Source organism: Mycobacterium sp. 3519A (assembly GCF_900240945.1).
In the GTDB taxonomy this organism is placed as follows: domain Bacteria; phylum Actinomycetota; class Actinomycetes; order Mycobacteriales; family Mycobacteriaceae; genus Mycobacterium.
The window spans coordinates 954,315-980,776 of sequence record NZ_OESG01000012.1 but is presented as its reverse complement, the minus strand read 5'-3'; the positions used below and the strand labels follow the sequence as shown (position 1 = coordinate 980,776).

Below are 26,462 nucleotides of genomic sequence, written 5' to 3'. Positions count from 1 at the left end.
ACGGATAGCCGTGACCAATGCGATCACCGTGGCTGGTGCTAACAAGCACTACGGCGATTTCGCGGCGTTGGACAACGTCGATTTCGAGGTGCCGTCGGGTTCGTTGACCGCACTGCTCGGACCAAGCGGGTCGGGTAAGTCGACGCTGCTGCGCACCATCGCGGGACTCGACCAACCGGACACCGGCGTCATCACGATCAACGGCCGCGACGTGACCAACATCCCGCCGCAGCGGCGCGGCATCGGCTTCGTGTTCCAGCACTACGCGGCGTTCAAGCACCTGACCGTGCGCGACAACGTCGCATTCGGCTTGAAGATCCGCAAGCGGCCGAAGGCCGAGATCAAGGAGAAGGTCGACAACCTGCTGGAAGTGGTGGGGCTGGCCGGTTTTCAGACCCGCTATCCCAACCAGCTCTCGGGCGGGCAGCGCCAGCGCATGGCGTTGGCCCGCGCGCTCGCGGTCGACCCCGAGGTGTTGCTGCTCGACGAGCCGTTCGGCGCGCTGGACGCGAAGGTGCGCGAGGACCTGCGCGCCTGGTTGCGGCGTCTGCATGACGAAGTCCACGTGACGACCGTGTTGGTCACCCACGACCAGTCCGAGGCGCTCGACGTCGCCGACCGGATCGCCGTCCTGAACAAGGGCCGCATCGAGCAGGTCGGGTCGCCGACCGAGGTGTACGACGTGCCCGCCAACGCGTTCGTGATGTCGTTCCTCGGCGCCGTGTCGTCGCTGAACGGGTCGCTGGTGCGGCCACACGACATCCGCGTCGGCCGCAATCCGGAGATGGCGATCGCCTCGTCTGATGATTCGGTACAGGCCACCGGCGTGCTGCGCGCGACCATCGACCGAATTGTGATGCTGGGCTTCGAGGTTCGCGTCGAGTTGACCAGCGCGGCCGATCACACGCCGTTCACCGCGCAGATCACCCGCGGTGACGCCGAGGCACTGGGCCTCAAGGAAGGCGACACGGTGTACGTGCGCGCCACCCGGATTCCTCCGCTGCCCGGTGGCACCGAGATTCCGCGGTCGGACAGCGCCGACGAGGACGAGGCGCTGACGAAGGCCTGAGTTCTCGCTGGGGTTAGGCGTTGACCGCCAACGATCCGTTGCCTGCCCGACGGTCCGGCACCCGCTGCAGGCCGAGATGTCCGCGCAGCGTGGTCTCCGCGTACTCACGGCGGAACAGTCCGCGCTCGCGCAGGATCGGGATCACATGCTCGACGAACAGTTCCAGCCCGGACGGGAACACGTCCGGCATCAGGTTGAAGCCGTCGACGGCGCCGGCTGCGAACCATTCGGAGATGGCATCGGCGATCTGCTCGGGTGAGCCGATCACCAGCCGGTGCCAGGTGATGACGCGATCAAGGATCTGCCGAACGGTGAGATTCTCTCGGCGGGCCAGGTTCACGACGATATCGCGGGCCCCCTGGGATCCGCCGATGGCTTCGGCACCGTCGAGCAGCCACTTGGGAAGCGGTTTGTCCCAGTCGAGTTCGTCGAGGTCGACGCTGAGTTGACTTGCCAGATGAGCCAGGCGGCGATCGCCTGCGAGCTCGTTGAGCTCGTGGTTTCGCTTCCGCGCCTCCGCTTCGGTGCTGCCGAGGACGAAGGACAACCCCGGCATGATCCGCACCGCGTCTCGGGGCCGACCCGCCGCAACAGTGCGGGCGCGCAACGCCTCTGCATAGTGCAGCGCGTCCGGAAGCGAGGCCTGCGCGGCAAAGACGCCGTCGGCGTACCTCGCCGCGAGATCGAGTCCGCCTGCCGATCCGCCGGCTTGGAACAGCACCGGATGTCCTTGAGGCGGGCGAGGCAGGGTCAGCGGTCCGTCGACGCTGAAGAAGTCGCCTCGATGGTCGATGGTGTTGATGGCGCCGATTCTGCTGAAAGCGCCGGTGCGCTTGTCGGCGAGTACGGCATCGTCATCCCATGAATCCCACAGTGCGCGAACGACTTCCACGAATTCGGCAGCGCGCCGATATCGGTCACGCCGATTCGGCTGTTCCGCGAGACCGTCGGCGTGACCGAAGTTGTTCCAGGCGAAGGGGTCGCTGCTGGTCACGACGTTCCACGCGACCCGGCCGCGGCTGAGGTGGTCCAGCGAGGCGAACCGCCGTGCGATGTTGTACGGCTCCTCGAAAGACGTCGACACCGTGCCGATGAGACCGATGTGCGTCGTCACCGACGCGAGGGTGGACAGTAAAACGATGGGGTCCAACGCGAGTGGCGGCGCCGCCAGTGGTTGATCCGGACTCTGAAACAGAGATGGGCTGTCAGCGAGAAACAGCGCATCCAGTGTTCCGCGTTCCGCAGTGCGCGCGATGTCGATCCAGTAGGCGGGATCGGTGAACCAATTCGGATCGGCTGACGGGTGCTGCCAAGCCGCGGGGTGCATGCCATCAGAGAGGACATTGACCCCGAGGTGCAACTGGCGCTCGGCCGCGCTCACGCCTGTCGTCCCGGCAGCGCCAACTTCTTCACCTCGGGATCGGTGGCGATGAACGTCTGCACCCGCGGGTCGTTGAACGCCTTGATCAGGTTCTGGATATTGGGAGTGTCAATGTAATTGCTGCCGACGGTGAGCACGGAGGCGAACTCGTCGGGCGACTTCGGCGCGAAGATCAGCTTGTCCTCAGAAACGCCTGCGGCAAGAAATGATTCGGCGTATCCGACGATGGCGTCGAGGTCGGGTAGCGCTCTCGGCTGCGCGCCGAAGTCGAGGAGGGTGAACTGCAGGTTCTTCGGGTTAGATGCGATGTCTTTCTGGGTGAGCGCGGTGATGTCCGCGCCGGGACGCAACGTGATCAGCCCCGCCTGCGCCAGATACCAGATGCCCTGGGCGTTGTTTGCGGGATCCGCCAACAGGGACACTTTCGCACCATTCGGAATCTCCTGGGGGGTCTTGTATTTGTCGGACCAGATGCCGAACACCCAGTGAAAGAACGGGCCGGTTGCCGCCTGCTCCCTGAAGCCAGGGTTGGCGTCGAGCACCTGCTGCAGCCAGTGCCGGTGCTGGAAAATGGTTCCTGCGTAGCGACCGTCGCTGATTGCGCTGTTGATCTGGGTGCTGTCGCCCAGTCCCACCGCGGCGACCTTGACGTCGTAGTCGGAGGCGACGTTTTCACCGATGTATTCGATGATGCGCTTCTCCGCAGGATTGGAGTCCAGGTACACGACCTGCAGAGTCGCACCGGCGGTTTCGTTCGCGGACTTGGCGCCGCTACCGCGTTGGATGACGAAAAAGGTTGCGGCGGCGATGATCACGACGACAGCGGCGATGAGATACGGCCACTTCCGTCGTTTGGCGATGGTGAATCCGTGCGAGCCGGGACGATCGGTGTCGGCCCCAGCGCCCGAAGCGGGAACTGATTCGTCGATGCTCATGACTGCCTTCCTGAATGCGCTCCACTCTCCGCGACCGCCATGTGAACAACCAAGGGTTTGAATCAGCCTGGTGGCAAAGGGTCTGGGCTCACGGTGATTGCAAGGGTGTCACCGCAGGTGTGGGTTCTGGCAACGTCACGCAATGGGGCGACGACGCCAGCTCAAGCCATGCCTCTTCAAAGGACGTCTGCAATTCCATGATCGAACTGACCGAACTGACCAAGGCTTATGGCCACGGTGACCAACGCACGGTAGTACTGGACCGGATCAATTTCCGTGTCGATGCCGGCGAGATCCTCGCTGTGGTCGGGCCAAGTGGTGCCGGCAAAAGCACACTGGCCCAGTGTATTAACCTCCTGACCGCGCCGACATCGGGATCTGTGGTGGTCAACGGTGACGACCTGACCACCTTGTCATCCAAGAAACTACGGGTGGCGCGTCGGCGGATCGGCACCGTATTCCAGTCCGCGGGGCTGCTGGAGAGGCGCACGGCGGCCGAGAACGTCGCACTGCCACTGGAGTATCTCGGTGTCACCGCGGACGAGGCGAAGAAGCGGGTCGCCGAACTCCTTGACCGTGTCGGGCTGTCCCAGCGTGCCGGTCACTACCCATTCCAGCTCTCCGGGGGCCAGCGGCAACGCGTCGGCATCGCGCGGGCACTGGCACTGCGGCCGTCGGTACTGTTGTCCGACGAGGCAACTGCGGGGCTGGATCCCGTCACCACCGCTTCGGTCGTCGACCTGTTGCGAGAACTGCGAGACGACCTGAACCTGTCGATGGTGTTCATCACCCACGAGATGGACACCGTGCTGAAGATCGCGGACTCAGTTGCCCGGCTGGACCACGGCAGCATCGTCGAGTCGGGTCGGCTGTTGGATCTGCTCACCGCCCCGGACTCCGCCTTGGGCGCGGAACTCAGGCCGCATCGCGTTGACGCGAAACCGAATGCGGGACAGCAGGTATGGCAGGTCATTTACGACGCGCCGAATGTCCCGGCGGACTGGATCGCCAGCGCCTCGGCGGAACTGGGTGCACCGCTGTCGGTGTTGGGCGCGTCGGTCCAGGTGGTCAGCGGTGTCACGGTCGGCAGCGCGACGCTTGGCGTTCCGGCCGAACTGGGCTCGCGGCTTGGAGGTGTGCTCACCCGTTACGGGCTGGCCGTGAACAGCAACGGTGCGCGAAGCACTGCCGACGGCGAACTGCAGGGTGTGGCATGACCGAAACCGTGCTGGCGAACGCCAAGGTCGCTGTCAATGAGCTTCCCGGCCTGTTACTTCCGGCGCTTCTCGACACGCTGATCATGGTCGGGATCGTGATGACCATCGTCGTGGTGGTCGGCGTGCCTCTCGGTGCGCTCGTACACAACCTGGCGCCCGGTGGCCTGTTCGAGAACCCAGCGCTGCATACGGCATTGAGCTGGATCATCAGCATCGGGCGTTCGCTGCCATTCCTGATCCTGATGGCGTCGATCATGCCGGTAACCCGCTTCATCACCGGCACCAACATCGGCATCGCGGCGGCAGTGGTGCCGATGTCGCTGGCGGGTATCGCGTTCTTCACCAGAATCGTCGAGAACTCGTTGCGTTCCGTGCCGCCGTCAGTGGTCCAGGTGGCCCGCGCGTCAGGGGGGTCACGCCTGCAGATCATCCGCACCGCCCAGCTCAGCGAGGCGGTGCCGTCGATCATCGGCGGACTCACGATCAACATCATTGCCATGATCGAATACTCCGCCATCGCAGGAACGATCGGCGCCGGCGGAATCGGTTATGTGGCAGTTACTTACGGATATCAGCGCTTCGACCAAGGCGTGATGCTGGCCACCATCGTCATTCTGGTCATCACCGTTGCCGCGGTCCAGCTCATCGGTGATGGTCTGGTCCGACTGACCACCCCGCACCGCCGGGCGCGCGCAGGCAATGCCCTTCGGCCGCGTCGCCGCACCGTCGCCGCTTGAACACCTTGAACAAAGGAGCAACCGCATGACCACCGAGACCCCTGTCCACGACGCCGACGACCACGGCTTCGAACTCAAACGTCGCCCCCGGCGGATATGGCTTACCGTCGGTCTCGTTGCGGTGATCGTCGTGATCATCGGCGTGCGGGTGGCTTTCTTCGGGGACTCAAAGTCGTCCAACGAGATTCCAGGGGCGACGCTGGTGGTCGCGACCAATGATGGTAACGCCGCCGAGCAGGCGCTCATCGAGTTCATCGCGCTGGAAGTCGCACCCAAACACGACATCAAGGTCGCCTTCCGCGGCCTGGCCGACAGCAACACGATCAACCGGGCGGTCAGCGACGGCGAGGTCGCGGGCACGGTCTATCAGCACAAACTGTGGCTGGGGCAGGTGCTCGAGGCCAACCCCGACTTCCGCGAGACCGCGGCAACCCCGGTGTTCCGCTGGGGCTTTGGCATCTGGTCTGACAAGTACACCGACCCGTCGCAGTTGCCGGACGGTGCGACTGTCTCGCTGTACTCCGACCCCGCCAACGAGGCGCAGGGTCTGTGGCTGCTCGAGCGTGCCGGCCTGATCTCACTGGACCCAGCTGCCGACAAGTGGGAAGCCACCCAGAAGGACATCGTGGCCAACCCCAAGCACCTGAAGTTCACCCTGCTCGATTTTGCCGCACAGTCGCGATCGCTGCCCGATCTGGACGCCGCCGTGGGCTACACCGAGTACTACCTCGCTGCGAAAGTGCCGATCAGCCAACAGATCTTCGCGCCGCCGGCGCCTGACGAATTCGCAGGCCAACTCACCATCGGCAGCAAGTGGGCCGACACCGACAACATCAAGAAGTTGGTCGAGACATTCAAGGACCCGGCCGTCCAGCAGTTCCTCGCGACCGATCCCAGCGTGAAGAACATCTTGTTGCCGCTGTAGTGAACAACCGAAATACAATCGCCTTGAATGCAACCGATGACGACTGCGGGGGAGTCAGGCAGCATTTCGTCGAGTGAGCCGCGTTATCCGATTCAACGCTTTCGACATGAACTGCGTCGCGCACCAATCACCAGGCCTGTGGCGGCATCCCGACGATCAATCCTGGCGATACAAGGATCTTGGCTATTGGACCGAACTGGCGAAGCTACTTGAACGCGGCCGGTTCGACGGGCTCTTCATAGCCGACGTGCTGGGCACCTACGACGTGTACGGAGCCAACGACGAGGCCGCGATCCGACATGCCGCGCAGATTCCGGTCAACGACCCGATGCTGCTGGTGTCGGCGATGGCGCTGGTGACGGACAATTTGGGTTTCGGCATCACCACGGGTACCGGTTTCGAACATCCCTATCCGTTCGCCCGGCGCATGTCCACGCTCGACCATCTCACCAATGGCCGGATCGGCTGGAACGTCGTCACCGGGTATCTGCCTGCCGCAGCACGGAACATGGGGCAGACCGACCAGCCCGCGCACGATGCCCGCTACGACCACGCGGACGAGTATCTCGAAGTGCTCTACAAACTCTGGGAGGGTTCGTGGGAAGACGACGCGGTGATCCGGGATCGCGAACGCGGCGTGTTCACGGATCCCGCGAAGGTTCACCACATCGGGCATGAGGGAACGCATTTCAGCGTGCCGGGCGTCCACCTCGCCGAGCCCTCTCCGCAGCGGACGCCGGTGATCTACCAGGCCGGCTCCTCGCCGCGTGGCGTCCGGTTCGCTGCTGAGAACGCCGAGGCCATCTTCACGGCGGCACCGACGAAAGCGATTCTGCGCGAGGTGGTCTCGACTATTCGCCGAGAGCTCGAGCTGGCCGGGCGGGATCCGTACTCCGCGCAGATCTTCAACCTGACCACCGTGGTGACCGCCGAGACCGACGAGGAAGCGCAGGCCAAGCACGCCGAATACCTGTCGTACGGGGATCCGGAGGGCGCGTTGGTGTTCATGTCCGGGTGGATGGGAGTGGACCTCGCGCGGTACGGGCTGGAGGAGCCGATCGGCAATGTCGATTCCAACGCGATTCTGTCCGCCGTCACAGCATTTCAGTCAGCAGATCCCGACGGCCGAGAGTGGGCCGTGCGCGACATCGCGGAGTGGGGCGAGATCGGCGGGATGGGTCCCCGCATCGTCGGTTCGGGTGTGCACGTGGCCGACACGCTCCAAGAATGGGTGGCGGAAACCGACGTCGACGGGTTCAACCTCGCGTACGCGATCACGCCTGGGTCGTTCAGTGATTTCATCGACTACGTCGTCCCGGTTCTGACGGCTCGCGGGGCCTACCAGTCCGGCTATGCGCCGGGAACCCTGCGCAACAAACTGTTGGGCCGCGGCGACCGTCTGCCCGAGGAACATCGGGGAGCGCGGTACCGGGTCGGGGGCCCGGCGTCGACCATCATCGAACGCCCCACGACGCTGCCATCCTCGGCGTCGTCGAGTGCCTCGCAGCCGGCCAGGGGCCGCTAGCGGATTCTCAGGCCGCGGCGCGCTCGGCGAGCGCTTGGTCGAAGCGGTCCAGCACGGTGTCCGCAACCAGGCGGTGCGGACCCAGCGGTGCGGCCATCGAAATGCCCTGTGCGCGTGCGAAATCCGCGACACGATCGGTGATCCGGCCGGGCGCGAGGAACCATGGCGCGATCACCAAGCGGGTGGCGCCACGTTCGCGCAACACCTCGGCGGCGTCAGCCAGCGTCGGCTGCGGGCCGGTCGCGAACGCCGTCGTCGCACTCCATCGGGTGTGCTGCGTCAGATAGTCAGCGACCAGTGCGGTGCGCGCATTGGCCTGCGGGCGTGACGAACCCACCGCGGTGACCAGGACGCCGACGCTGGAGTCGAGTTGCGACACCCCCGCATGCGTCAGGCGCTGCCGAAGCACGGCGACCAGGCGGTCATCCTCGCCCAGCACGTCGGCCTGCACCGCGTCGGCGCCCGACTCCGCGATGAGCGCCGGGATGTCCACACGCGCGTGATACGCATCGGCCAACAGCAACGGCACGACGACCGCGTTGCCCCCGGTCGCCGCCAGCACGTCCCGCAGATTGGGAAAGTTCTGCTCGCAGAACGCCACTCGCACGTCGATATCGCGTCGCATCCTGCGGATCGTGTTGGCAACCTCGTGCGCCGACTCCGCCGATCGGGGATCAGCGGAGCCGTGCGCGGTGAGGACCAGAGTGCTCACGACGCGTGCAGACCGCATTCCGTCTTCGACGTACCGGCCCACCGGCCGCTGCGCGGATCGGCGCCCTCGACGGGCTTCGCGGTGCACGGAGCGCAGCCGATCGACGGATAGCCCTCGAAGACAAGCGGATTGACCAGTACATCGTTCGCGTCGATGTACGCCTGCATCTCCTCGTCGGTCCACGCCGCGATCGGGTTGATCTTCACCAACCCAAAAGCCTTGTCCCAGCTGATCAATGGCGCGTTGGCCCGCGTCGGCGCCTCGACACGACGAATGCCGGTCACCCATGCGGAGTATCCGCGCAGCGCCTTGGACAGCGGCTCGACCTTGCGCATCCGGCAGCATTCGTTGGGCTCGCGGGCGAACAAGTTCTTGCCGAACAATTCGTCCTGCTTCTCGACGCTGTTCTCCGGCGTGACGTTGACGATGTTGATGTCGTACACCGCCTCGACCGCGTCCCGCGTGCCGATGGTCTCGACGAAGTGATACCCGGTGTCCAGGAACAGCACGTCCACGCCCGGGCGCACCTTGGCAGCCAGGTCGACCAGCACCGCGTCCTGCATGTTGGACGCCACCACGTAGTCGCCGCCGAAGTGCTCGTCGGTCCAGCGCAGCAGATCCAGCGCACTTGCGCCGGCCAACTCCGCGGCGCCGCGCTCCGCCAAAGCCTGCAGGTCTGTGTCGGTCATCAGTTCAGTCATCGGTGCTCCTCGCTCTTCGTGCAAGCGCTCATCGCAAATCCGCCTCGTCTGCTCGTACCGCCCACGTAGCGAAACGCTCGCCCTGCTCGCGTTGTTTCACGAAGTTGCGGACCACCCTGTCGATGTAGTCGCCCAGTTCGCTGGACAGCACCTTGTGCTGGCGCAGCTTGCGGCCGAACCCGCTGTCCAGGCCGAGGCTGCCGCCAAGGTGCACCTGGAAACCTTCGACCGAGTTGCCGTTGCCGTCGTCGACCATCTGGCCCTTGAACCCGATGTCGGCGACCTGGATGCGGGCACACGAGTTGGGGCAGCCGTTGATGTTGACCGTGATCGGCACGTCGAGTTGGGCGTTGATGTCCTCGAGCCGCTTCTCCAGCTCCGGCACCAGCACCTGCGCCCGACCGCGTGTCTCGGCGAACGACAGCTTGCAGTACTCGATGCCGGTGCAGGCCATCAGATTCTTGCGCCACCCCGACGGATTCGACGGCAGGCCCAGCGCGTCAAGGCCGGCCACCAGCGCGTCGAGTTTGTCGTCGGGCACATCGAGGATGACTAGCTTCTGGTACGGCGTCAGCCGCACCCGATCCGATCCCGCCGCCTCGACCAGGTCCGCGACCTTCTGCAGGATGGTGCCCGACACCCGGCCCGCGATCGGCGCAACGCCGACAGCGTTCTTTCCGTTCTTCAGCTTCTGCACACCGACGTGGTCGATGGGATGCTTGACCGGCTCCGGCGCGGGCCCGTCGATCAGCTTGCGGCCCAGGTACTCGTCCTCGACGACCTGGCGGAATCTTTCGACACCCCAGTCCTTGATCAGGAACTTCAGCCGGGCCTTGCTGCGCAGCCGCCGATAGCCGTAGTCGCGGAACACCGAGGTGACCGCCTCCCAGACGTCGGGCACCTCTTCGAGCGGAACCCACGCCCCGAGGCGCTGGGCCAGCATCGGGTTGGTCGACAGCCCGCCGCCGACCCAGATGTCCAGGCCGGGACCATGCTCGGGGTGGTTGACGCCGATGAACGAGATGTCGTTGACCTCGTGCGCCACGTCCTGCAATCCGGAGATCGCGGTCTTGTACTTACGCGGCAGGTTCGAGAACGACGGGTTGCCGACGTAGCGGCGGACGATCTCATCGACCGCCCACGACGGGTCGAGCACCTCGTCGAGCGATTCGCCGGACAACGGCCCGCCGAGGACGACGCGGGGGCAGTCGCCGCAGGCTTCGGTGGTCTGCAGGCCCACCGCGGCCAGCCGCTCCCAGATCTGGGGCACGTCCTCGATCCGGATCCAGTGGTACTGCACGTTCTCGCGGTCGCTGATGTCGGCGGTGTCGCGGGCGAACTCGGTGGAGATCTCGCCGATGGTGCGCAGCGCGGCCGCTGACAGCGCGCCACCGTCGCATCGCACCCGCATCATGAAGTACTTGGCCTCGAGCAGATCGGCGTTCTCGTCGCCGGTCCAGGTGCCGTCGTAGCCCTGCTCGCGCTGGGTGTACAGGCCCATCCAGCGCATCCGGCCACGCAGGTCCTGCTTGTCGATGCTGTCGTAGCCCTGCTTGGCGTAGATGTCGACGATGCGGCTGCGCACGTTCAGCGCGTCGTCATCTTTTTTGAACTGCTCGTTCGGGTTGAGCGGCTCCCGATAGCCGAGCTTCCATTGGCCCTCGCCCCGCGGGCGCTTGACGGGCTTGGCGGTGGTCATTAGGTGTATGGCTCCTTCGTGGAGCCGGACCGCGCATCATTCACCGGTGGCTGTCCGGTGGCGCAGATCCGGCAGCCAGCTGAAACTACAGGTGGACGGGTCTACGACGTCAAGGCAGACAACAACAGGTACAAACGCGCTTGAAGTCGACATGCCGCCGTGCCACCAGCGATACGCGCTGGGGGAAGCTGCGGGCGGCGGTCACGCGGTCAATTCTGCCACGGCCACCGACATATGCCCTAACCGGGGGAATTTTGCGCGCGCGATGAGTAAAAGTCGGCCCACGTCCCTGCGAACGTGAGCTTGCGCACGCGTATCGGCGGAAACTTCGAACACAGGTTCACGTTCGGCCCGACGGGCTCTGGGAGACTGGCTGTATGACAGTCCGAACGGCGCCGGTAGCGCTGCCCGACCTGGCGTCGACGCCGGGCCGGCCGTTCGGCATCTATATCCATGTGCCGTTCTGCGCGACGCGGTGCGGCTACTGCGACTTCAACACCTACACGCCCACTGAGCTGGGCGGCGCCAACCCGCAGGGATGGCTCGACGCGCTGCGAGCCGAACTGGGCCTGGCGGCGTCGCGGCTGGGCTCGCCGCAGGTCGACACCGTGTTCGTCGGCGGCGGCACCCCGTCGATGTTGGGCGGCGACGGGCTGGCGGCGGTGCTCGACGCGATCCGCGCGCACTTCGGGGTGGCCGCCGATGCAGAGGTGACGACGGAGGCGAACCCGGAGTCCACCTCGCCCGCCTTCTTCGCACGGCTGCGAACGGCCGGGTTCACCCGGCTGTCGCTCGGCATGCAGTCGGTGAGCCCGCACGTGCTCAAGGTGCTCGACCGGGTGCACTCGCCGGGCCGGGCGCTCGATGCGGCCAGCGAAGCCCGCGGCGCAGGCTTCGACCACGTCAACCTCGACCTCATCTACGGCACACCGGGGGAGACCGACGACGATCTGCGCCGCTCCGTCGACGCCGCGATCGACGCGGGCGTCGACCATGTGTCCGGCTACGCGCTGGTGGTCGAGGACGGCACCGCGCTGGCCCGCCGGGTGCGCCGCGGCGAAATCGCTGCCCCCGACAACGACGTGCTGGCGCAGCGCTACGAACTGCTCGACGCGCGGCTGTCGGCCGCGGGCTTGGATTGGTACGAGGTATCCAATTGGAGCAGACCCGGCGGGGAGTGCAGGCACAACATCGGCTACTGGAACGGCGGCGAGTGGTGGGGCGCAGGCCCTGGCGCGCACGGCTACGTCGACGCCACCCGATGGTGGAATGTCAAGCACCCCAACGCATATGCCCAAGCCTTGACCGACGGCGTGCTGCCGGTGGCCGATTTCGAACAGCTAGACGCGGGCACACGGCACATCGAGGACGTGATGCTGCGGCTGCGGCTGCGCGACGGGTTGCCGATGGCGGTGTTGGACGACGACGAACGGGCGCGCGCCGAGACCGCGGTATCCGACGGTCTGGTCGGGTTGCGGGGGGATCGGCTGGTGCTCACCGACCGCGGCCGGTTGCTGGCCGACGCCGTCGTGCGCACCCTGCTGAGCTAGCAGGCGATCGCGGTCACCTCGACGGACAGGAAGTCACCGATGGAGTGGGCGGCGGGCCAATCGCCCGCATCCACGGCGCGTGCAAGGTCGTCGACCATGGGGCTGGATGTGCCCAACTCCGCCAACCATGCGGACACGGTGTCTGCGATCTCCTCGCAGGACACTTCAGCGGTGCGTTCGGCGTGCAGGCGATCGCTGATCACATAGGTCCGCGCGATCCGGGCGGTCCGTCGCCGTGTCATCAGGGAACTCATGTCTGTATGTGCCGCGAACCCACCTCGATCTGACACTTTTTTGTGAACTTGTGGAATCTTCCAAATCGCTTTGAACGATTCGGACGCGTTGCATCGTTGTGCTCAACGAAAGGCTGACCGAGAGCAAGGGATGCGCGGGGCATGAAGCATGACTGACGATTCCGAGCAGGCCGCGCTGCTGCGGGCCGTGCACGACGAGCACGGCCAACCGCTGCTGCGCTACGTATTGAGATTGACCAGAGGAGACATGCCGTTCGCCGAGGATGTGGTGCAGGAGTCGCTGCTGCGACTCTGGCGCAAGCCTGAAATCCTGCAGCAGCCACCCGAGAACGTGCGCAAGTGGCTGTACACCGTGGCCCGCAATCTGGTCATCGACGACCGGCGCAGCGCGCGCTACACCCGCGAACTGCAGAGCGAGTTCCTGCCCGAGCAGCCAACGCCGGACGTGATCGGTCCGGCTTTCGACAAGTGGATCCTCTCCGACGCGCTGCTGTCGTTGTCTCCGGAGCATCGCAGCGCGATCGTGCGCGCCTACTATCTCGGCCAGACAGTGGCAGACATCGCGCGCCAAGAGGGTATTCCGGAGGGAACAGTCAAGTCCCGGCTTCATTACGCGCTTCGCGCGTTGCGAATCGCGTTGCAGGAAAGGGGGGTTGTGCGGTGACTAATTTCGCATCCGACGACGACCTTGCCGAATGGGACGCCGCGTATGTGCTTGGCGCTCTGAGCCTGGAGGACCGGCGGACCTACGAAGGCTATCTGGCCGCCAACCCGGCGCGGGCCGCCGAACTGACCGAGTTCGCGGGCATGCCAGGCATTCTCAACGCGCTCAGCCGTGACGAAGCCGTCGCGCTGACCGACCTTGCCGGGGCACCGCCTGCGGAGCAGCGTCCCGACAACATCGCCTCGCTCGCCCAGGCGGCCGCCAAGCGGCAGCAACGCACGCGGCGAACCTGGCTGGCGGCGGCAGTCGGCTCCGCGGCCGCGTTGTTGATCGCCGGCGCAATCGTCGGCGCAACGGTCTTCCCGGACTCCGCGCCGCCTCAGACGGTGGCGATGCAGGCTATGCAGCCGACGCCGCGCGGTGGACTCACCGCCGAACTCGCTGTCACCGAGAAGAAGTGGGGCACCGAACTGAACTGGGCGTGCCAGTACACCAAGGACTGGTCGCGCAACGTCGGCAGCTACGACATCGTCGTGACGACGAACGACGGCGCGCAGCACTCGGTGGGTTCATGGAAGCCTGCAGGCGACGAAGCGACCGGCTTGTCGGCCGCGACGAGCATCCCGACGTCGAAGATCAAGACCGTCGACATTCGGGTGTCGGGCACCGACGAGCCATTGGCGATCAAGACGCTGCAGTAGGCGACTCGGCGCACCAGAGGGCAGCGGACCGCAGCCTGCTGACGTTACGCCCGGCGAGCATGGCCAAACCGCTGTGGCGGCGGAGTCTTTTGACCACGGAATCGGCCTCCGGGGTCAACAGCCATGACCGCACGGCGATGGACTGTGCCGAGGTCAGATACAGCGTCGTGCTCTTGCCGCTGTTGATCGCGTCCTTGACGATGTCGACGATGGCCTCGTCGCCGGCCGAGTCGAGGGCTGCGTTGACCATCCTCGGTTCCTCCTACCTGCGCCGTTGGTGTTGATCGAACGCTACGGCCGCAGGTCGCGGGGGACACGCGTAGTCGACTACCTGACTTCGGATAGGCGGGCGGCTGCGGTAGGCCCCACATTCCGGCGTCCGCCCACTAGGGTTAGGCAAACCTTACCTATGTCGGCGCTGAAGGGTGGATGACGGCCGTGCAACAACCGCGCAACAGATTCGACGCGCTGGCCCTGCAGCAGTTGCTCGCCCCGGCGCGCCGTTCGATGGGCCGCGCGCAGCGGATCCAACTGATCGCATCCGCCGCCACGGTCGTGCCGTTCGTCGGCATCGTCGAACTCGGCCGCGCGTTGCTCGCCGACGGGTCGGTGGATCCGGTGCGGGTGTGGGCGATCGTCGCCGTGGTGATCGGCGCACTGTTGGTGCGCACGTTGGCAAGTGGAGCGGCGTTGACCATCACCCACTTCGCCGACGTCGACCTCCAGCGGTCGCTGCGCCGCCGCATCGTGGCCACGCTTGGCAGGCTTCCGCTTGGCTGGTTCAGCACCACCTCGTCGGGTGAGGTGCGCAAGGCCGTCCAGCACGACGTCGGCGAATTGCATTACCTGGTGGCGCATTCCGCGGTGGAGAAGGCCGGTGCGCTGACCACCCCGATGTTCGGGCTAATCTACTGCTGCTACCTGAACTGGCGGCTCGGGCTGCTCGCGCTCGCCACCATTCCCGTCTATCTCGCGGTGTACATGTGGCTTGGTCGCGACGCCAGGATCCAGATGGCCCGGTTGGACCGCGGCGTCGAACGGATCAGCGCCACCATCGTCGAGTTCATCGCGGGTGTCTCCGTGGTGAAGACGTTCGGCGAAGCGGGCAAGGCGCACAAGCGGTTCGCTGATGCGGCCGACGAATTCAACGACAGCTTTGCCGGCTGGATGGGTCCGTTGGTCCGAGTGAAGGCGGTGACGGCGCTCTTCATCGAGACGCCGCTACTGCTGTTGGTCAATCTCGCGGGCGGGTATTGGTTCGTGCGCAGCGGATGGGTGGCGCCCATCGACATGCTCGGCTCGACGCTGGTGGCGGTGACCATCCCGGCGGCCGTGCTGACCGTCGGATACTCCACCCACATCACCAAGCAGGCCCAGGCCGCGGCGGGCAGGCTGCAGCGACTGCTGCAGACACCGACCCTTGCCAATGTCCGGGATCCACAAGTACCCGAGGACAATTCGATCCGCTTCGACCACGTCCGCTTCTCCTACGACGGCCAGCGGACGGTGCTCCACGACGTCTCGCTGACGCTGGCGCCGGGCACCATCACCGCTCTGGTCGGCCCGTCGGGCAGCGGCAAGTCGACACTGGCCACGCTGGTGCCGCGGTTCTACGACACCACCGACGGTGCCGTCCGCGTCGGCGGCGTCGACGTGCGCGACATCGGCCCCGCGGTGCTGTACCGCCACGTCGGCTTCGTGCTGCAGGACGTCCAGTTGCTCGGCATCAGCGTGGCCGACAACATCCGACTTGGCAGGCCTGATGCGAGTCACGACAACATCGTCGACGCCGCCAGGGCGGCGTACATCCACGACCGGATCACCGCGCTGCCAAGGGGATACGACTCGGTGGTCGGCGAGGACGCACATTTCTCTGGCGGTGAGGCCCAACGCGTCAGCATCGCCCGCGCCCTGCTCGCGGACACGCCGATCCTGGTGCTCGACGAGGCGACCGCATTCGCCGATCCTGAGTCCGAGGCGCAGATCCAGGCCGCGCTGTCACGGCTGATCGCGGGTCGCACCGTGCTGGTCATCGCCCACCGCCTCGGCTCGATCGTCGGTGCCGACAACATCGTCGTCCTCGACGCAGGCCGCGTTGTTGAACAGGGCCGACACGAGGCGCTGCTGGAACGCGGCGGGCAGTACGCGCGAATGTGGGCGGCCCACACGGCAGTTCAGGCCACCGAGTGGGCGGTGGCGCAGTGATCCGCGGGTTCCTGCGCATCCTCGGTCCGCAGCGGGGCCGCATGTATGCCTACCTGGCGTGGGTGACCGGCTACGGGGTGTTGCACGGCGTCGCGATGGTGCTGCTGGTTCCGATCTCTGTCGCGTTGTTCGACCAGCGCTACGCCGACGCGGCGCGATGGCTGGGCGTGCTCGCCGCCGTCATGGTCGTCGCGGCAGTGACGCATTACGTGCAGGCCACCCTGGCCATCCGGATGGCGCTGACCACGATGCGGTTGCTGCACCACCGACTCGGCGACCACATGGTGACCTTGCCGCTCGGCTGGTTCACTCGCGAGACCGTCGGGCGGGTGTCCCAGATCGCGGTCAAGGGCACGGTTTTCGTCGGGACCAGTGGCGCCAACCTGATCACCCCGATGGTGCTCAACACCACCAGCGCCGCGACGGTGGTGGTCGGACTCTGCGGCTACGACTGGCGCATCGGACTCGTCGCCGCGGTCGGTGGCCTGGTGTTGATCGGATGCGCCCGGTTCACCGCCGGTTTGATCGCAGCCGCCGAAACGCAGACGCACGACGCGACAGTGGCGGTGAACACCCGGGTCCTCGAGTTCGCCCGCTGCCAGCAGGTGCTGCGCGCGTTCGGCCGTGCGGGCGCCGACTACGCTCCGTTGGCAGACGCGCTGGACACCCAGCACCGCGTCGGGCGCCGTGCGCTGTGGCAGTCAGTGACCGGCCTGATGCTCAACGGTGTCGCCGTGCAGGCGGTGTTCTCCGCGCTCATCGCGGCGGGGGCGTGGCTTGCCGTCGACGGCGACATCAACCCGATCACCCTGGTCGCGATCCTCGGTCTCGCGGCCCGGTTCGCGTCGCCGCTGTCTGCGCTCGCCGAGATCGATTCGGCGATGCGGATGGCCGCCACGGAACTGCAGCGCATCACATCGGTGCTCGATACCCCGGCGCTTCCGGAACCTGCTGCACCACAACCTGTCTCGGCACCTGGCCGCGTCGAACTGGACCACGTGGCGTTCAGCTATCCCGGCAGGCAGGTGTTGTCCGACGTCAGTTTCACCGCGGACGCAGGCACCATGACCGCGCTGGTCGGCCCATCAGGCTCGGGCAAGACGACGATCACCCGGTTGATCGCACGCTTCTACGACGTCGACGGCGGAGTCGTCCGTGTCGGCGGCGTCGACGTGCGCGACCAGTCGACGGCCGATCTGATGGCGCAGTTGTCGCTGGTGTTCCAGGACGTCTATCTGTTCGACGACACGCTCTGGGCGAACATCCGCATCGGCAGGCCCGACGCCAGTGACGCCGAGGTGGAAGAGGCGGCACGCACCGCCGGACTGCTGCCGGTGATCGAACGGCTGCCCGCGGGCAGACAGGCTCGGGTCGGGGAGGGCGGCGTGGCGCTGTCCGGTGGTGAACGCCAACGCGTCTCGATCGCCAGAGCCCTGCTGAAGAACGCGCCGATCGTGTTGTTCGACGAGGCAACCAGTGCGTTGGACCCGGAGAACGAGGACCATGTCGCCGACTCGATCCGGCGGTTGGCCGCCGGCAGCACCGTGATCGTCATCGCGCACAAGCTGTCGACGGTGACCGCCGCCGACGACATCGTCGTGCTCTCCGCCGACGGCACGGTCGAAGACAGCGGTACTCATGCCGAACTGATCACACGCGGCGGTCAATACGCCGAGTTCTGGGCCCAACGCGCTTCCGCGACGGGTTGGTCGATGGCCGGCAGCGCCACGTAGAGAAGGACACTGATGTGACTGACGTAAGCGTCGAGACAAGCTCGGAGAGTCTGTCGTTCGTGGTGCCGCCGGGCATCACGCCCGCTGATCTGGTGGCCGAACTCGCCTCCGCGCTGCCCGAACGCGCCGACGAAGACTACCTGGTCTACGAGCACGAGGGCCGCTGGATCCTGGCCAGTGGCGTGCGCGTGCTCGTCGAACTGGACAGCGACGAACTGAGGGTGACGGCCGACGGCGTCCAGCGCCAAACCTGGTCCGGCCGTCCGGCGGAAGTACTGGGCGAAGCGATCGACCGGCTGCTGTTGGAGACCGAGCAGGTATTCGGTTGGGTCGCATTCGAGTTCGGCGCCTACAAGTTCGGGTTGCAACGGGCGCTGCCCGCGGGTACGCCGCTCGCGCGGATCTTCGCACCGCGGACACAGGTGATCGTGACGCATTCCGAAGTGGTGGTGTGCAACGCCGACGAGCGTCATCTCGACGTGCTACAGCGACTGCTGGCCGACGGGATCCCGGCGGCGACACATGCGAATCCGATCAATGTGCACAACGACGCGGGCGGCTACCGGGGCCGCGTGCGCACCGCGATCGACGAGATCGTCGGTGGCCGGTATCAGAAGGTGATCCTGTCGCGGCGGGTCGATGTGCCGTTCGCATTGGACTTCCCCGCGAGCTACCGCGTGGGCCGAAGGCACAACACGCCGGCCCGCTCGTTCCTGTTGCGACTCGGCGGTCTGCGGGCGCTCGGCTACAGCCCCGAGCTCGTCGCCGCCGTCCACCATGACGGGGTTGTGGTGACCGAGCCGTTGGCGGGCACCCGCGCATTCGGTCGCGGTGAGGACAAGGACAAGGCGGCCCGCGACGACTTGGAGTCGAACTCCAAAGAGATTGTCGAACATGCAATCTCGGTGCGCAGCTCGCTGCAGGAGATCGCCGAGGTCGCCGAGCCCGGTACCGCCGTGGTGAAAGACTTCATGACGGTGCGGGAGCGGGGGAGTGTGCAGCATCTCGGGTCGACGGTCGGCGCGCGGCTGCATCCGTCGAAGGACCGGATGGATGCGCTGGAGGCGCTGTTCCCCGCGGTCACCGCCTCCGGTATTCCCAAGGCGGAGAGTGTCGACGCGATACTGCGCCTCGACGAAGGCCCGCGCGGTCTGTATTCCGGTGCGGTGGTGATGTTTTCGGCCGATGGTGGAATGGACGCCGCGCTGGCGCTGCGTTCTGCCTACGAGGCGCAAGGCAGGACGTGGTTGCGCGCCGGGGCGGGCATCATCGCGGCGTCGACACCTGATCGCGAGTTCGAGGAGACGTGCGAGAAGCTGACGACGCTCGCGCCGCACCTGGTGCCGCGCGTCTGACGCGGTCACAACCCGCCACCGGTGCCTCCGGTCGCGCCGCCTGCTCCGCCGCGGTGAGGGCGCCGACACCCCGGCCGCGTGCTGTCGCTAGGTGAGCGCGGGCGCCAGGCGGCGCCACTGTTCGCGTGGGAACTCGCGCGGGTTGGCGGTGAGCGCTTGGATGCAGACGTGGTCGGCGCCGGCCTGCCGGTGTTCGTCGACCCGCCTCGCGATCGCCTCCTCATCGCCCCACGCGATGATCGCGTCGAACAACCGGTCGCTGACCGAGTCGATGTCGTCCTGCGTGAAGCCGGAGCGCAACAAGTTGTTGGCGTAGTTCGGCAGCACGAGATACGTACGCAGCCAATCGGTTCCGACTGCGCGGGCGTCGTCGCGGCTATCAGTCAACAACACCGTCTGCTCAGGCAGCAGCAGCGGCCCGTCGCCGAGCACCTCGCGAGCGGTGCGGGTGTGGTCGGGGGTGACGAGATACGGATGCGCGCCGCGCGCGCGTCGTGCCGACAACTCCAGCATCTTGGGCCCCAGCGCGGCCAGCACCCGGTTGCTCACCGGCACCGGCGTCTCGCTGGCGTCGATGGCGTCGAGGAACGCGCGCGTCGCCGCCAGCGGTTTGCGGTAGCGGCCTGGCTCGGTGGCGTCGATCAGCGGCGCATGACTGCAGCCGATGCCGAGCAGCATGCGCTCACCATGTGACCGGGTCACCGATGCGTACCAGGCGGCGACATCGGCTGCCTCGTGCATCCACAGGTTCAGGATGCCGGTCGCGATCACCGCCTGTTTGGTCGATGCGAGCAGGTGCTCGACGGCCCCAAGCACCGGACCGCCGATGTCGGGCACCCACAGCGCGGTGTACCCCAACTCCTCCAACTCGGCGGCGGCGTCGGCTACCTGTCCGGCGTCGCCGTATTCCAGCTGACCACTCCACACGCCGACACCCGATAGCTGCACCCGCACATCCTTTCCATTCGCCGAGACACTCACGCTACCGTCGGCACATGGCATTCGATCCCGGCGCCGTCGGCCTTGCGTTTTCCGAGCATCGGTTCGACGAGGCCCTGCCGCACCTTGCCAAGGACGTGCGCTGGACCATCGTCGGGTACATGGTGCTCGAAGGCGCCGATGCGGTGCGGCACACCTGCCGCGAGACCCTCGAAAGCCTCGAAGGCACCACCACGACCTACGACCGCTGCGTGGTCGCGGCGGGCGCCGACACCGTCGCCGTCGACACCTTCGCCCGCTACACCCGGCCCGACGGCATGACCGCGGTCGCCAGTTGCGACATCTACGAGTTCGACGACGACCAGATCACGGCCATCACCTCGTATGCCGTCGAGGTCGATCCCGAAGACGCCGGCTCCCAGCCGCCGCCGCGGCGCTGACGCGTCATGGCGTCACCGCTTCTCGACGATCCCGCCGACCTGTCCGCGCTGCACGCGTTGGGCGGCGACGCCGACGAACTGTTCACCGCCTTCGCGGCGTGGGCCGAGGCGCAGGGCACCGCGCTGTACCCGGCGCAGGAGGAAGCCCTGATCGAATTGGTCAGCGGCGCGAACGTCGTGCTGGCCACGCCGACCGGATCGGGTAAGTCGCTGGTGGCCACCGGCGCGCTGTACGCAGCGCTGGCGGCGGGGCGGCGCAGCTACTACACCGCGCCGATCAAGGCGTTGGTCAGCGAGAAGTTCTTCGCGCTGTGCGACGTGTTCGGCGCCGCCAATGTCGGCATGCTCACCGGCGACGCCGCGGTCAACGCGGGAGCGCCGATCATCGCCTGCACCGCCGAGGTGCTGGCCAACATTGCGTTGCGTGAGGGCGCGGACGCCCCCATCGGCCTGGTGGTCATGGACGAATTCCACTTCTACGGCGATCCCGACCGCGGTTGGGCCTGGCAGGTGCCGCTGCTGGAACTGCCGAAGGCGCAGTTTCTGCTGATGTCGGCGACGCTCGGCGACGTCACGTTTCTGCGCAATGACCTCACCCGCCGCACCGGCAGGCCGACCGCGCTGGTCGCCAATGCCGAGCGCCCGGTCCCGTTGTTCTACTCGTATGCGACCACCCCCATGCACGAGACGATCAGCGACCTGCTCGACACCAAACAGGCCCCGATCTACGTCGTGCACTTCACCCAGGCGTCAGCGCTCGAGCGCGCGCAGGCCCTGATGAGCGTCAACGTGTGCACCAAGGAGGAGAAGAAGGCGATCGCCGAGTTGATCGGCGGCTTCCGGTTCTCGTCGACGTTCGGGGCCACGCTGTCGCGTCTCGTCCGGCACGGGATCGGCGTCCACCACGCCGGGATGCTGCCCAAATACCGGCGACTGGTCGAACAGCTGGCGCAGGCCGGGCTGCTCAAAGTCATCTGTGGCACAGACACTCTCGGCGTCGGCATCAACGTGCCGATCCGCACCGTCGTGTTCTCGGCGCTGTCGAAGTACGACGGCACCCGCACCCGGCTGCTGAACGCCCGCGAGTTCCATCAGATCGCAGGCCGCGCCGGCCGGGCGGGCTACGACACCGCGGGCACCGTCGTCGTCCAGGCCCCCGACCACGAAGTGGAGAACCTCAAACAGTTCGCCAAGGTCGCCGACGACCCCAAGAAGCGACGAAAGCTGGTGCGCCGCAAGGCCCCCGAGGGCATGGTGCCGTGGAGCGAATCGACCATGACGCGGCTGGTCGACGCCGCGCCGGAACCGCTGACCAGCAACATGCGGGTGTCCACGGCGATGATCCTCGACGTCGTCGACCGGCCAGGCGATCCCTTCACCGCGATGCGCAGGCTGCTCACCGACAACCACGAGCCGCGCAAGCGGCAGCTTGCCCACATCCGGGAAGCGGTCGGCATCGCCCGCTCGCTGCTGCAGGCCGGCGTCGTGGAGCGGCTCGCCGAGCCCGAGCCCGACGGGCGGCGCTACCGGCTGACCGTCGACCTTCCGCCCGACTTCGCGCTGTACCAGCCGCTGTCGACGTTCGCGCTGGCCGCCGTCGACATGCTCGACCCGGCGTCGGAAACCTTTGCGCTGGACGTAGTTTCGGTCATCGAGGCCACGCTGGAGGACCCGCGCCCGATCCTCGCGGCCCAGCTGAAGAAGGCCAGGGGAGAGGCTGTCGCGCAGATGAAGGCCGACGGCATCGAATACGAGGAGCGCATCGAACTGCTCGACGACGTCAGCTATCCCAAGCCGCTCGCGGAGCTGCTCGACCATGCCTTCGACGTCTATCTGCAGAGCAATCCGTGGGCGGCGGACGGGCGACTGTCGCCGAAGTCGGTGGTGCGCGAGATGTGGGAGCGTGCCTTGACGTTCCGGGAGTTCGTCAGCGCCTACGGACTGGCCCGGTCGGAGGGTGCGGTGCTGCGTTACCTCTCCGACGCGTTCAAGGCGCTGCGTTCCGGAGTGCCGACGTCGGCGCGCACCGACGAAGTGACCGACATCGTCGAGTGGCTCGGCGAGCTTGTTCGCCAAGTGGATTCGAGCCTGCTCGACGAATGGGAGCAGCTGACCAACCCCGACGAGCCGCTGCAGACACCTGTCGCGGTGCCTGCCCGCCCGCGCCCGCTGACCGGCAACGAACGCGCGTTCACCGCGATGGTGCGCAACGCGCTGTTCAAACGTGTGCAGTTGTTCGCGCGGCGCAGAAGCGACGAACTGGCGCAGTTGGACGCCGGATCCGGATGGACCTCCGAACGGTGGGACGACGTCATCGACGCGTACTTCACCGAGCACGACGACGTCGGCACCGGGGCCGACGCCAGAGGACCGGCCCTGCTGATCATCGACCGGCAACCCGGTGTGTGGCGGCTGCGACAGATCCTCGACGACCCCGCAGGCGACCACGACTGGGGTTTCGACGTCGAGGTCGACCTCGAGGCCTCCGACGAGGAAGGCGCCCCTGTCATTCGGATGCTCGATGCCGGGCGGCTGGACTAGACGGGGGCGCGAGATGGATTATCAGCTCGTCGACGTGTTCACCTCGACGCCGTACCGCGGCAACAGCCTGCCCGTCTTCCCCGACGCCGACGACCTCGACGCCGACCAGATGGCCCACATCACACGAGAACTACGGCAGTTCGAATCCATCTTCCTGAAACACACTGAGACACAGGCACATTGGCGAGCGCACATCTTCGACCTGTTCACCGAGCTCGACTTCGCGGGCCATCCGGTGCTCGGCGCGGCGGCGGCCCTTCATCACCGGTATGCCGGTGACGACGTCCACGGACACTGGACTCTGGAACTGACATCCGGTGCGCTGGCCGTCGAGACCGAGCGTCGCAGCCCGAACGCCTTTCACGCGGCGCTACCCGAAACGCAGGCGCAGTTCCTCGGCGAACCCGCGAGTGTGTCACGCGCACAGGTGGCGTCGTGGTTCTCGGTGCACACCGCCGACCTCGACAGCCGCCTGCCGCTGGAAGTGGTGTCCACCGGTCTGCGCTACCTGATCGTGCCGCTGCGGCGCGGAGCGCTCGCGGGCGCCCGCATCGTCGAACGCGAACTCGACGCGGCGCTGGCCGAAATCGGGGCGCAATACGCCTATCTGCTCGACGTCGACGCGGCAGAGGGCAGGCACTGGAACAACGACGGTGTCGTCGAGGATGCGGCGACCGGCAGTGCGGCGGGTTGCGTGGCCGCCTACCTGCACCGTCACGGCCTGCTCGCCGACGGTCGAGGCGCCGAGTTACATCAGGGCCGCTTCATGGGTCGCCCGTCGCGGATCAGCATTTCGGCGCGCAGCGCCGACGGCGGCGTTTACACCAGGGTCGGCGGCGACGTCGTACTGGTGGGCTCGGGCCGGCTCAACGTGCTTCCCTGACCGCAGGCACCGCCCACGCGCTGCCCTGCTCGCGGTCCAGCACCGTTTCGCCCTTGTTCTTCAACGCGAAGATGTAGACCAACAGGCTCACGCCGATCACCACGGTGACGTAGCCGATGAACAACGTGATGTGGTCGGGCTTGGCCGCCTGATAGAGCATCGGCGCGGTGCCCCCGAACACCGAATTGGCCACCGCATAACCCAATCCGACTCCCAGCGCCCGGATTTCAGCGGGGAACAACTCGGCCTTCACGATCGCGTTGACCGAGGTGTAGCCGGTGAGAATGATGTAGCCGACGCACACCAGCGCGAAGGCGGTGATCGCCGAGTCGGTCTTCGGGAGAAACGTCAGCAGGACGTAGGTGTAGAGGACGCCTGCGACCCCGAAGAAGACCAGCAGCGGCTTGCGGCCGATCCGGTCGCTGACGAGGCCGCCAACGGGTTGCAGCAGCATCAGGAAGATCAAGCTGATCAGGTTCACCCAGGTGGCCGTCAACGAACGGTCAGAACCGAAGGTGGACTTGACGATTGCGGGTGCGTTGATGCTGTAGGTGTAGAACGCGATGGTGCCGCCCGCGGTGATGAGGAACACCAACAGCAGCGGCCGCCAGTGCACGGTGAACAGCGTCTTGACCGAACCCGCCGCCCGGTCCTTGCCCTCGCGGATGGACTCCAGATGCGACTCGCTGAGCGATTCGTCCATCGACCGGCGAATCCACAACACCACCAGCGCGGCGACACCACCGATGAAGAAGCCGATCCGCCACCCCCAGGCGTGCAGGGCGTCGTCGTCGAGGAAGTGAAGTGCGATCAGAAGGGTGAACTGCGCCAGCACGTGACCGCCGATGAGGGTGACGTATTGAAACGACGACAGGAAACCCCGCCGATTCGCCGTCGCCGCTTCGGACATGTACGTCGCGGATGTCCCGTACTCCCCGCCGGTGGCGAATCCCTGCACCAACCGGGCGATCACCAGGATCACCGCCGCCCAGTAGCCGAGCACCTCGCGCGTCGGCATCACCGCCACCAGGAACGAACAGGCCGACATGATCGTGATGCTGAGCATCAGCGCGGCCTTGCGGCCCCGACGGTCGGCGTAGCGGCCGAAGAACCACGATCCGATCGGTCGCATCACGAAGGTGACCGCGAAGATCGCATAGATGTACACCGTCGAGTTGGTGTCGTTCTCGTCGAAGAACTGCGCCTCGAAATACGAGGCGAACACGGTGTAGACGTAGACGTCGTACCACTCGACCAGGTTCCCCGCGGAGCCTCTGACCGTGTTGAGCACTGCCCGTCTGGTGCTGGTCGGAGCGCGTGTCGGACCCGTCGTGCTGTGTGCCGTCAACTCATCGCTCATTCGCAGGACGGTAACCGACATTTGCGCCAGGCGGGCAGACCCGCTTTCCTGTTGGGGTGTCCAACATGAATCGCCGCAACGCGATCTCGCTGGCCGGTATCGCCGCGCTGGCGGCCGCGATGCCCGCCCCGAGCGCCGGTGCCGCCCCTGCTGGATCGGTGCCACCACCCTCCGCGCCGCCCCCGCGTGGCTACCTTTTCCAGGACGAGTTCGACGGGCCGGCCGGTTCGGCCCCCGACGCATCGAAATGGGAGACGGCGACGGAGCGCGAAAGCATGGAAGACCCCACGTTCTGGGAGTTACCGGAGAACGTCGGCCAGTACCGCGACGACCGCAGGAACGTCTTCCTCGACGGCAAGTCCAACCTGGTGTTCCGCGCCGCCAAGGACGGCAACACCTACTACAGCGGCAAACTGTTCGGTAAGTACCGGGGACCCATCGGCACCACGTGGGAAGCCCGGATCAAGCTCAACTGCCTGACCCCCGGATGCTGGCCGGCGTGGTACCTGGCCAACAACAATCCGCAAAACGGCGGCGAAGTCGACCTGATGGAGTGGTACGGCAACGGCCACTGGGCCGCGGGCACCACGGTGCATGCACTGTTGAACGGCGGTGAACACGTCTCGCAGGGCATCACCGTCGACAGCGGTTGGCACACCTGGCGCGTGCAATGGGACACCGCCGGAATGCGGTTCTGGAAGGACTACACCGACGGCGCCCAGCCGTATTTCAGCGTGGCGGCGAATTCGCTGCCGGACTGGCATTTCAACGAACCCGGTTACACGCTGTTTCCGATCGTGAATCTCGCGGTCGCCGGATCGGGCGGCGGCGATCCCGGTCCTGGCACCTACCCGGCCGACATGCTGGTCGACTACGTGCGCGTCTGGTAGGCCCGCCACTGGAAAGCGTCAGAGTCGGCAGGGGTTGTTGCTCCTA

At 66.4% G+C, this 26,462-nt stretch carries 25 protein-coding genes; 15 read left to right on the top strand and 10 right to left on the bottom strand.

Features of this window, described 5'->3' with window-relative positions; translation table 11 throughout:
* Positions 1-10 precede the first annotated feature (10 nt).
* On the top strand, positions 11-1,069 hold the full coding sequence (locus tag C1A30_RS06835; RefSeq protein WP_101947417.1) for a sulfate/molybdate ABC transporter ATP-binding protein: 1,059 nt from the start codon (positions 11-13) through the stop codon (positions 1,067-1,069).
* Between the two features lie 13 nt (positions 1,070-1,082).
* Here C1A30_RS06835 and C1A30_RS06830 read toward each other — a convergent pair whose 3' ends face one another.
* Together C1A30_RS06830 and C1A30_RS06825 are read right to left on the bottom strand one after the other, a co-directional pair.
* Positions 1,083-2,450 carry an LLM class flavin-dependent oxidoreductase gene (locus C1A30_RS06830; RefSeq protein ID WP_101947416.1) on the bottom strand — a complete coding sequence of 456 codons (1,368 nt, stop codon included), beginning with the start codon at positions 2,448-2,450 and terminating at the stop codon, positions 1,083-1,085.
* Complete coding sequence (locus tag C1A30_RS06825; RefSeq protein ID WP_101947415.1) at positions 2,447-3,385, bottom strand: MetQ/NlpA family ABC transporter substrate-binding protein; 939 nt, start codon at positions 3,383-3,385, stop codon at positions 2,447-2,449. The genes C1A30_RS06830 and C1A30_RS06825 overlap by 4 nt, the downstream gene beginning before the upstream one ends.
* Positions 3,386-3,582: 197 nt before the next feature.
* On the opposite strand from C1A30_RS06825, the gene C1A30_RS06820 reads away from it, so the two are divergent.
* The 4 genes from C1A30_RS06820 to C1A30_RS06805 all read left to right on the top strand — a co-directional run bounded on the left by C1A30_RS06820 (position 3,583) and on the right by C1A30_RS06805 (position 7,789).
* Positions 3,583-4,602, top strand: coding sequence for a methionine ABC transporter ATP-binding protein (locus C1A30_RS06820; RefSeq protein ID WP_101947414.1), 1,020 nt, complete (start codon positions 3,583-3,585; stop codon positions 4,600-4,602).
* Entirely contained in the window at positions 4,599-5,339 is a 741-nt protein-coding gene (locus C1A30_RS06815) for a methionine ABC transporter permease (RefSeq protein ID WP_101947413.1), read from the top strand. The genes C1A30_RS06820 and C1A30_RS06815 overlap by 4 nt, the downstream gene beginning before the upstream one ends.
* Positions 5,340-5,364: 25 nt before the next feature.
* The gene (locus tag C1A30_RS06810; protein WP_101947697.1) at positions 5,365-6,264 is read left to right on the top strand and encodes a MetQ/NlpA family ABC transporter substrate-binding protein; all 900 of its coding nucleotides are present in this window, start codon (positions 5,365-5,367) and stop codon (positions 6,262-6,264) included.
* A 73-nt stretch (positions 6,265-6,337) separates the two neighbouring features.
* Positions 6,338-7,789, top strand: coding sequence for an LLM class flavin-dependent oxidoreductase (locus tag C1A30_RS06805; RefSeq protein WP_101947412.1), 1,452 nt, complete (start codon positions 6,338-6,340; stop codon positions 7,787-7,789).
* Positions 7,790-7,796: 7 nt separating this feature from the next.
* On the opposite strand, the gene C1A30_RS06800 is transcribed toward C1A30_RS06805, so the two are convergent.
* The 4 genes from C1A30_RS06800 to C1A30_RS36495 all read right to left on the bottom strand — a co-directional run bounded on the left by C1A30_RS06800 (position 7,797) and on the right by C1A30_RS36495 (position 11,106).
* Positions 7,797-8,519, bottom strand: a complete 723-nt coding sequence (locus tag C1A30_RS06800) for a sirohydrochlorin chelatase (protein WP_101947411.1) — start codon at positions 8,517-8,519, stop codon at positions 7,797-7,799.
* The gene (locus C1A30_RS06795) at positions 8,498-9,202 is read right to left on the bottom strand and encodes a phosphoadenylyl-sulfate reductase (RefSeq protein ID WP_101947410.1); all 705 of its coding nucleotides are present in this window, start codon (positions 9,200-9,202) and stop codon (positions 8,498-8,500) included. The genes C1A30_RS06800 and C1A30_RS06795 overlap by 22 nt, the downstream gene beginning before the upstream one ends.
* Positions 9,203-9,230: 28 nt before the next feature.
* Positions 9,231-10,901, bottom strand: coding sequence for a nitrite/sulfite reductase (locus C1A30_RS06790; protein WP_101947409.1), 1,671 nt, complete (start codon positions 10,899-10,901; stop codon positions 9,231-9,233).
* Positions 10,902-11,010: 109 nt separating this feature from the next.
* The gene (locus C1A30_RS36495; protein ID WP_369974099.1) at positions 11,011-11,106 is read right to left on the bottom strand and encodes an Ms4527A family Cys-rich leader peptide; all 96 of its coding nucleotides are present in this window, start codon (positions 11,104-11,106) and stop codon (positions 11,011-11,013) included.
* Between the two features lie 172 nt (positions 11,107-11,278).
* Between C1A30_RS36495 and hemW the strand changes: the two genes are divergently transcribed.
* On the top strand, positions 11,279-12,451 hold the full coding sequence (gene hemW / locus C1A30_RS06785; RefSeq protein ID WP_101947408.1) for a radical SAM family heme chaperone HemW: 1,173 nt from the start codon (positions 11,279-11,281) through the stop codon (positions 12,449-12,451).
* On the opposite strand, the gene C1A30_RS06780 is transcribed toward hemW, so the two are convergent.
* Complete coding sequence (locus C1A30_RS06780) at positions 12,448-12,693, bottom strand: hypothetical protein (RefSeq protein ID WP_235009668.1); 246 nt, start codon at positions 12,691-12,693, stop codon at positions 12,448-12,450. The two genes, hemW and C1A30_RS06780, sit on opposite strands and share 4 nt — an antisense overlap.
* Before the next feature lie 160 nt (positions 12,694-12,853).
* Here C1A30_RS06780 and C1A30_RS06775 point away from each other — a divergent pair, with 160 nt between their 5' ends.
* Positions 12,854-13,369, top strand: a complete 516-nt coding sequence (locus tag C1A30_RS06775) for a sigma-70 family RNA polymerase sigma factor (protein ID WP_101947406.1) — start codon at positions 12,854-12,856, stop codon at positions 13,367-13,369.
* On the top strand, positions 13,366-14,070 hold the full coding sequence (locus C1A30_RS06770; protein WP_101947405.1) for a hypothetical protein: 705 nt from the start codon (positions 13,366-13,368) through the stop codon (positions 14,068-14,070). The genes C1A30_RS06775 and C1A30_RS06770 overlap by 4 nt, the downstream gene beginning before the upstream one ends.
* Here the strand turns inward: C1A30_RS06770 and C1A30_RS06765 are convergent.
* A complete protein-coding gene (locus C1A30_RS06765; protein ID WP_101947404.1) occupies positions 14,054-14,320 on the bottom strand; it encodes a hypothetical protein in 267 nt (88 codons plus the stop codon). The genes C1A30_RS06770 and C1A30_RS06765 overlap by 17 nt on opposite strands.
* Before the next feature lie 179 nt (positions 14,321-14,499).
* On the opposite strand from C1A30_RS06765, the gene C1A30_RS06760 reads away from it, so the two are divergent.
* Genes C1A30_RS06760 through C1A30_RS06750 form a run of 3 tightly spaced genes read left to right on the top strand, consistent with a single transcriptional unit; the run spans position 14,500 to position 19,363 of the window.
* Positions 14,500-16,275: an ABC transporter ATP-binding protein gene (locus C1A30_RS06760; RefSeq protein WP_101947403.1), complete on the top strand. Its 1,776-nt coding sequence runs from the start codon at positions 14,500-14,502 to the stop codon at positions 16,273-16,275.
* The gene (locus tag C1A30_RS06755) at positions 16,272-18,008 is read left to right on the top strand and encodes an ABC transporter ATP-binding protein (protein ID WP_101947696.1); all 1,737 of its coding nucleotides are present in this window, start codon (positions 16,272-16,274) and stop codon (positions 18,006-18,008) included. The genes C1A30_RS06760 and C1A30_RS06755 overlap by 4 nt, the downstream gene beginning before the upstream one ends.
* Before the next feature lie 14 nt (positions 18,009-18,022).
* Positions 18,023-19,363, top strand: a complete 1,341-nt coding sequence (locus tag C1A30_RS06750; RefSeq protein ID WP_101947402.1) for a salicylate synthase — start codon at positions 18,023-18,025, stop codon at positions 19,361-19,363.
* A gap of 87 nt (positions 19,364-19,450) precedes the next feature.
* On the opposite strand, the gene C1A30_RS06745 is transcribed toward C1A30_RS06750, so the two are convergent.
* Entirely contained in the window at positions 19,451-20,311 is an 861-nt protein-coding gene (locus tag C1A30_RS06745; protein ID WP_101947695.1) for an LLM class F420-dependent oxidoreductase, read from the bottom strand.
* Positions 20,312-20,358: 47 nt separating this feature from the next.
* Here C1A30_RS06745 and C1A30_RS06740 point away from each other — a divergent pair, with 47 nt between their 5' ends.
* From C1A30_RS06740 to C1A30_RS06730, 3 genes are read left to right on the top strand one after another with little or no spacing between them, the layout of a single operon-like run.
* The gene (locus C1A30_RS06740; RefSeq protein WP_101947401.1) at positions 20,359-20,742 is read left to right on the top strand and encodes a nuclear transport factor 2 family protein; all 384 of its coding nucleotides are present in this window, start codon (positions 20,359-20,361) and stop codon (positions 20,740-20,742) included.
* A gap of 6 nt (positions 20,743-20,748) precedes the next feature.
* Positions 20,749-23,283, top strand: a complete 2,535-nt coding sequence (locus C1A30_RS06735) for an RNA helicase (protein WP_101947400.1) — start codon at positions 20,749-20,751, stop codon at positions 23,281-23,283.
* Positions 23,284-23,296: 13 nt separating this feature from the next.
* Positions 23,297-24,166 carry a PhzF family phenazine biosynthesis protein gene (locus C1A30_RS06730; protein WP_101947399.1) on the top strand — a complete coding sequence of 290 codons (870 nt, stop codon included), beginning with the start codon at positions 23,297-23,299 and terminating at the stop codon, positions 24,164-24,166.
* Here C1A30_RS06730 and C1A30_RS06725 read toward each other — a convergent pair.
* Positions 24,150-25,526 (bottom strand): MFS transporter, encoded by a 1,377-nt coding sequence (locus C1A30_RS06725; protein WP_101947398.1) that lies wholly within the window; start codon positions 25,524-25,526, stop codon positions 24,150-24,152. The two genes, C1A30_RS06730 and C1A30_RS06725, sit on opposite strands and share 17 nt — an antisense overlap.
* Before the next feature lie 65 nt (positions 25,527-25,591).
* On the opposite strand from C1A30_RS06725, the gene C1A30_RS06720 reads away from it, so the two are divergent.
* Positions 25,592-26,416, top strand: a complete 825-nt coding sequence (locus C1A30_RS06720; RefSeq protein WP_369974098.1) for a family 16 glycosylhydrolase — start codon at positions 25,592-25,594, stop codon at positions 26,414-26,416.
* The last annotated feature ends 46 nt before the right edge of the window (positions 26,417-26,462 follow it).

Coding starts and splice junctions, on each gene's coding strand:
- C1A30_RS06775 (WP_101947406.1), top strand. CDS start 12,854: ATGACTGACGATTCCGAGCAGGCCGCGCTGCTGCGGGCCGTGCACGAC.
- C1A30_RS06810 (WP_101947697.1), top strand. CDS start 5,365: ATGACCACCGAGACCCCTGTCCACGACGCCGACGACCACGGCTTCGAA.
- C1A30_RS06820 (WP_101947414.1), top strand. CDS start 3,583: ATGATCGAACTGACCGAACTGACCAAGGCTTATGGCCACGGTGACCAA.
- C1A30_RS06800 (WP_101947411.1), bottom strand. CDS start 8,519: ATGCGGTCTGCACGCGTCGTGAGCACTCTGGTCCTCACCGCGCACGGC.
- C1A30_RS06735 (WP_101947400.1), top strand. CDS start 20,749: ATGGCGTCACCGCTTCTCGACGATCCCGCCGACCTGTCCGCGCTGCAC.
- C1A30_RS06765 (WP_101947404.1), bottom strand. CDS start 14,320: ATGGTCAACGCAGCCCTCGACTCGGCCGGCGACGAGGCCATCGTCGAC.
- C1A30_RS06815 (WP_101947413.1), top strand. CDS start 4,599: ATGACCGAAACCGTGCTGGCGAACGCCAAGGTCGCTGTCAATGAGCTT.
- C1A30_RS06795 (WP_101947410.1), bottom strand. CDS start 9,202: ATGACTGAACTGATGACCGACACAGACCTGCAGGCTTTGGCGGAGCGC.
- C1A30_RS06725 (WP_101947398.1), bottom strand. CDS start 25,526: ATGAGCGATGAGTTGACGGCACACAGCACGACGGGTCCGACACGCGCT.
- C1A30_RS06760 (WP_101947403.1), top strand. CDS start 14,500: ATGACGGCCGTGCAACAACCGCGCAACAGATTCGACGCGCTGGCCCTG.
- C1A30_RS06780 (WP_235009668.1), bottom strand. CDS start 12,693: ATGACACGGCGACGGACCGCCCGGATCGCGCGGACCTATGTGATCAGC.
- C1A30_RS06720 (WP_369974098.1), top strand. CDS start 25,592: ATGAATCGCCGCAACGCGATCTCGCTGGCCGGTATCGCCGCGCTGGCG.
- C1A30_RS06730 (WP_101947399.1), top strand. CDS start 23,297: ATGGATTATCAGCTCGTCGACGTGTTCACCTCGACGCCGTACCGCGGC.
- C1A30_RS06825 (WP_101947415.1), bottom strand. CDS start 3,385: ATGAGCATCGACGAATCAGTTCCCGCTTCGGGCGCTGGGGCCGACACC.
- C1A30_RS06790 (WP_101947409.1), bottom strand. CDS start 10,901: ATGACCACCGCCAAGCCCGTCAAGCGCCCGCGGGGCGAGGGCCAATGG.
- hemW (WP_101947408.1), top strand. CDS start 11,279: ATGACAGTCCGAACGGCGCCGGTAGCGCTGCCCGACCTGGCGTCGACG.
- C1A30_RS06740 (WP_101947401.1), top strand. CDS start 20,359: ATGGCATTCGATCCCGGCGCCGTCGGCCTTGCGTTTTCCGAGCATCGG.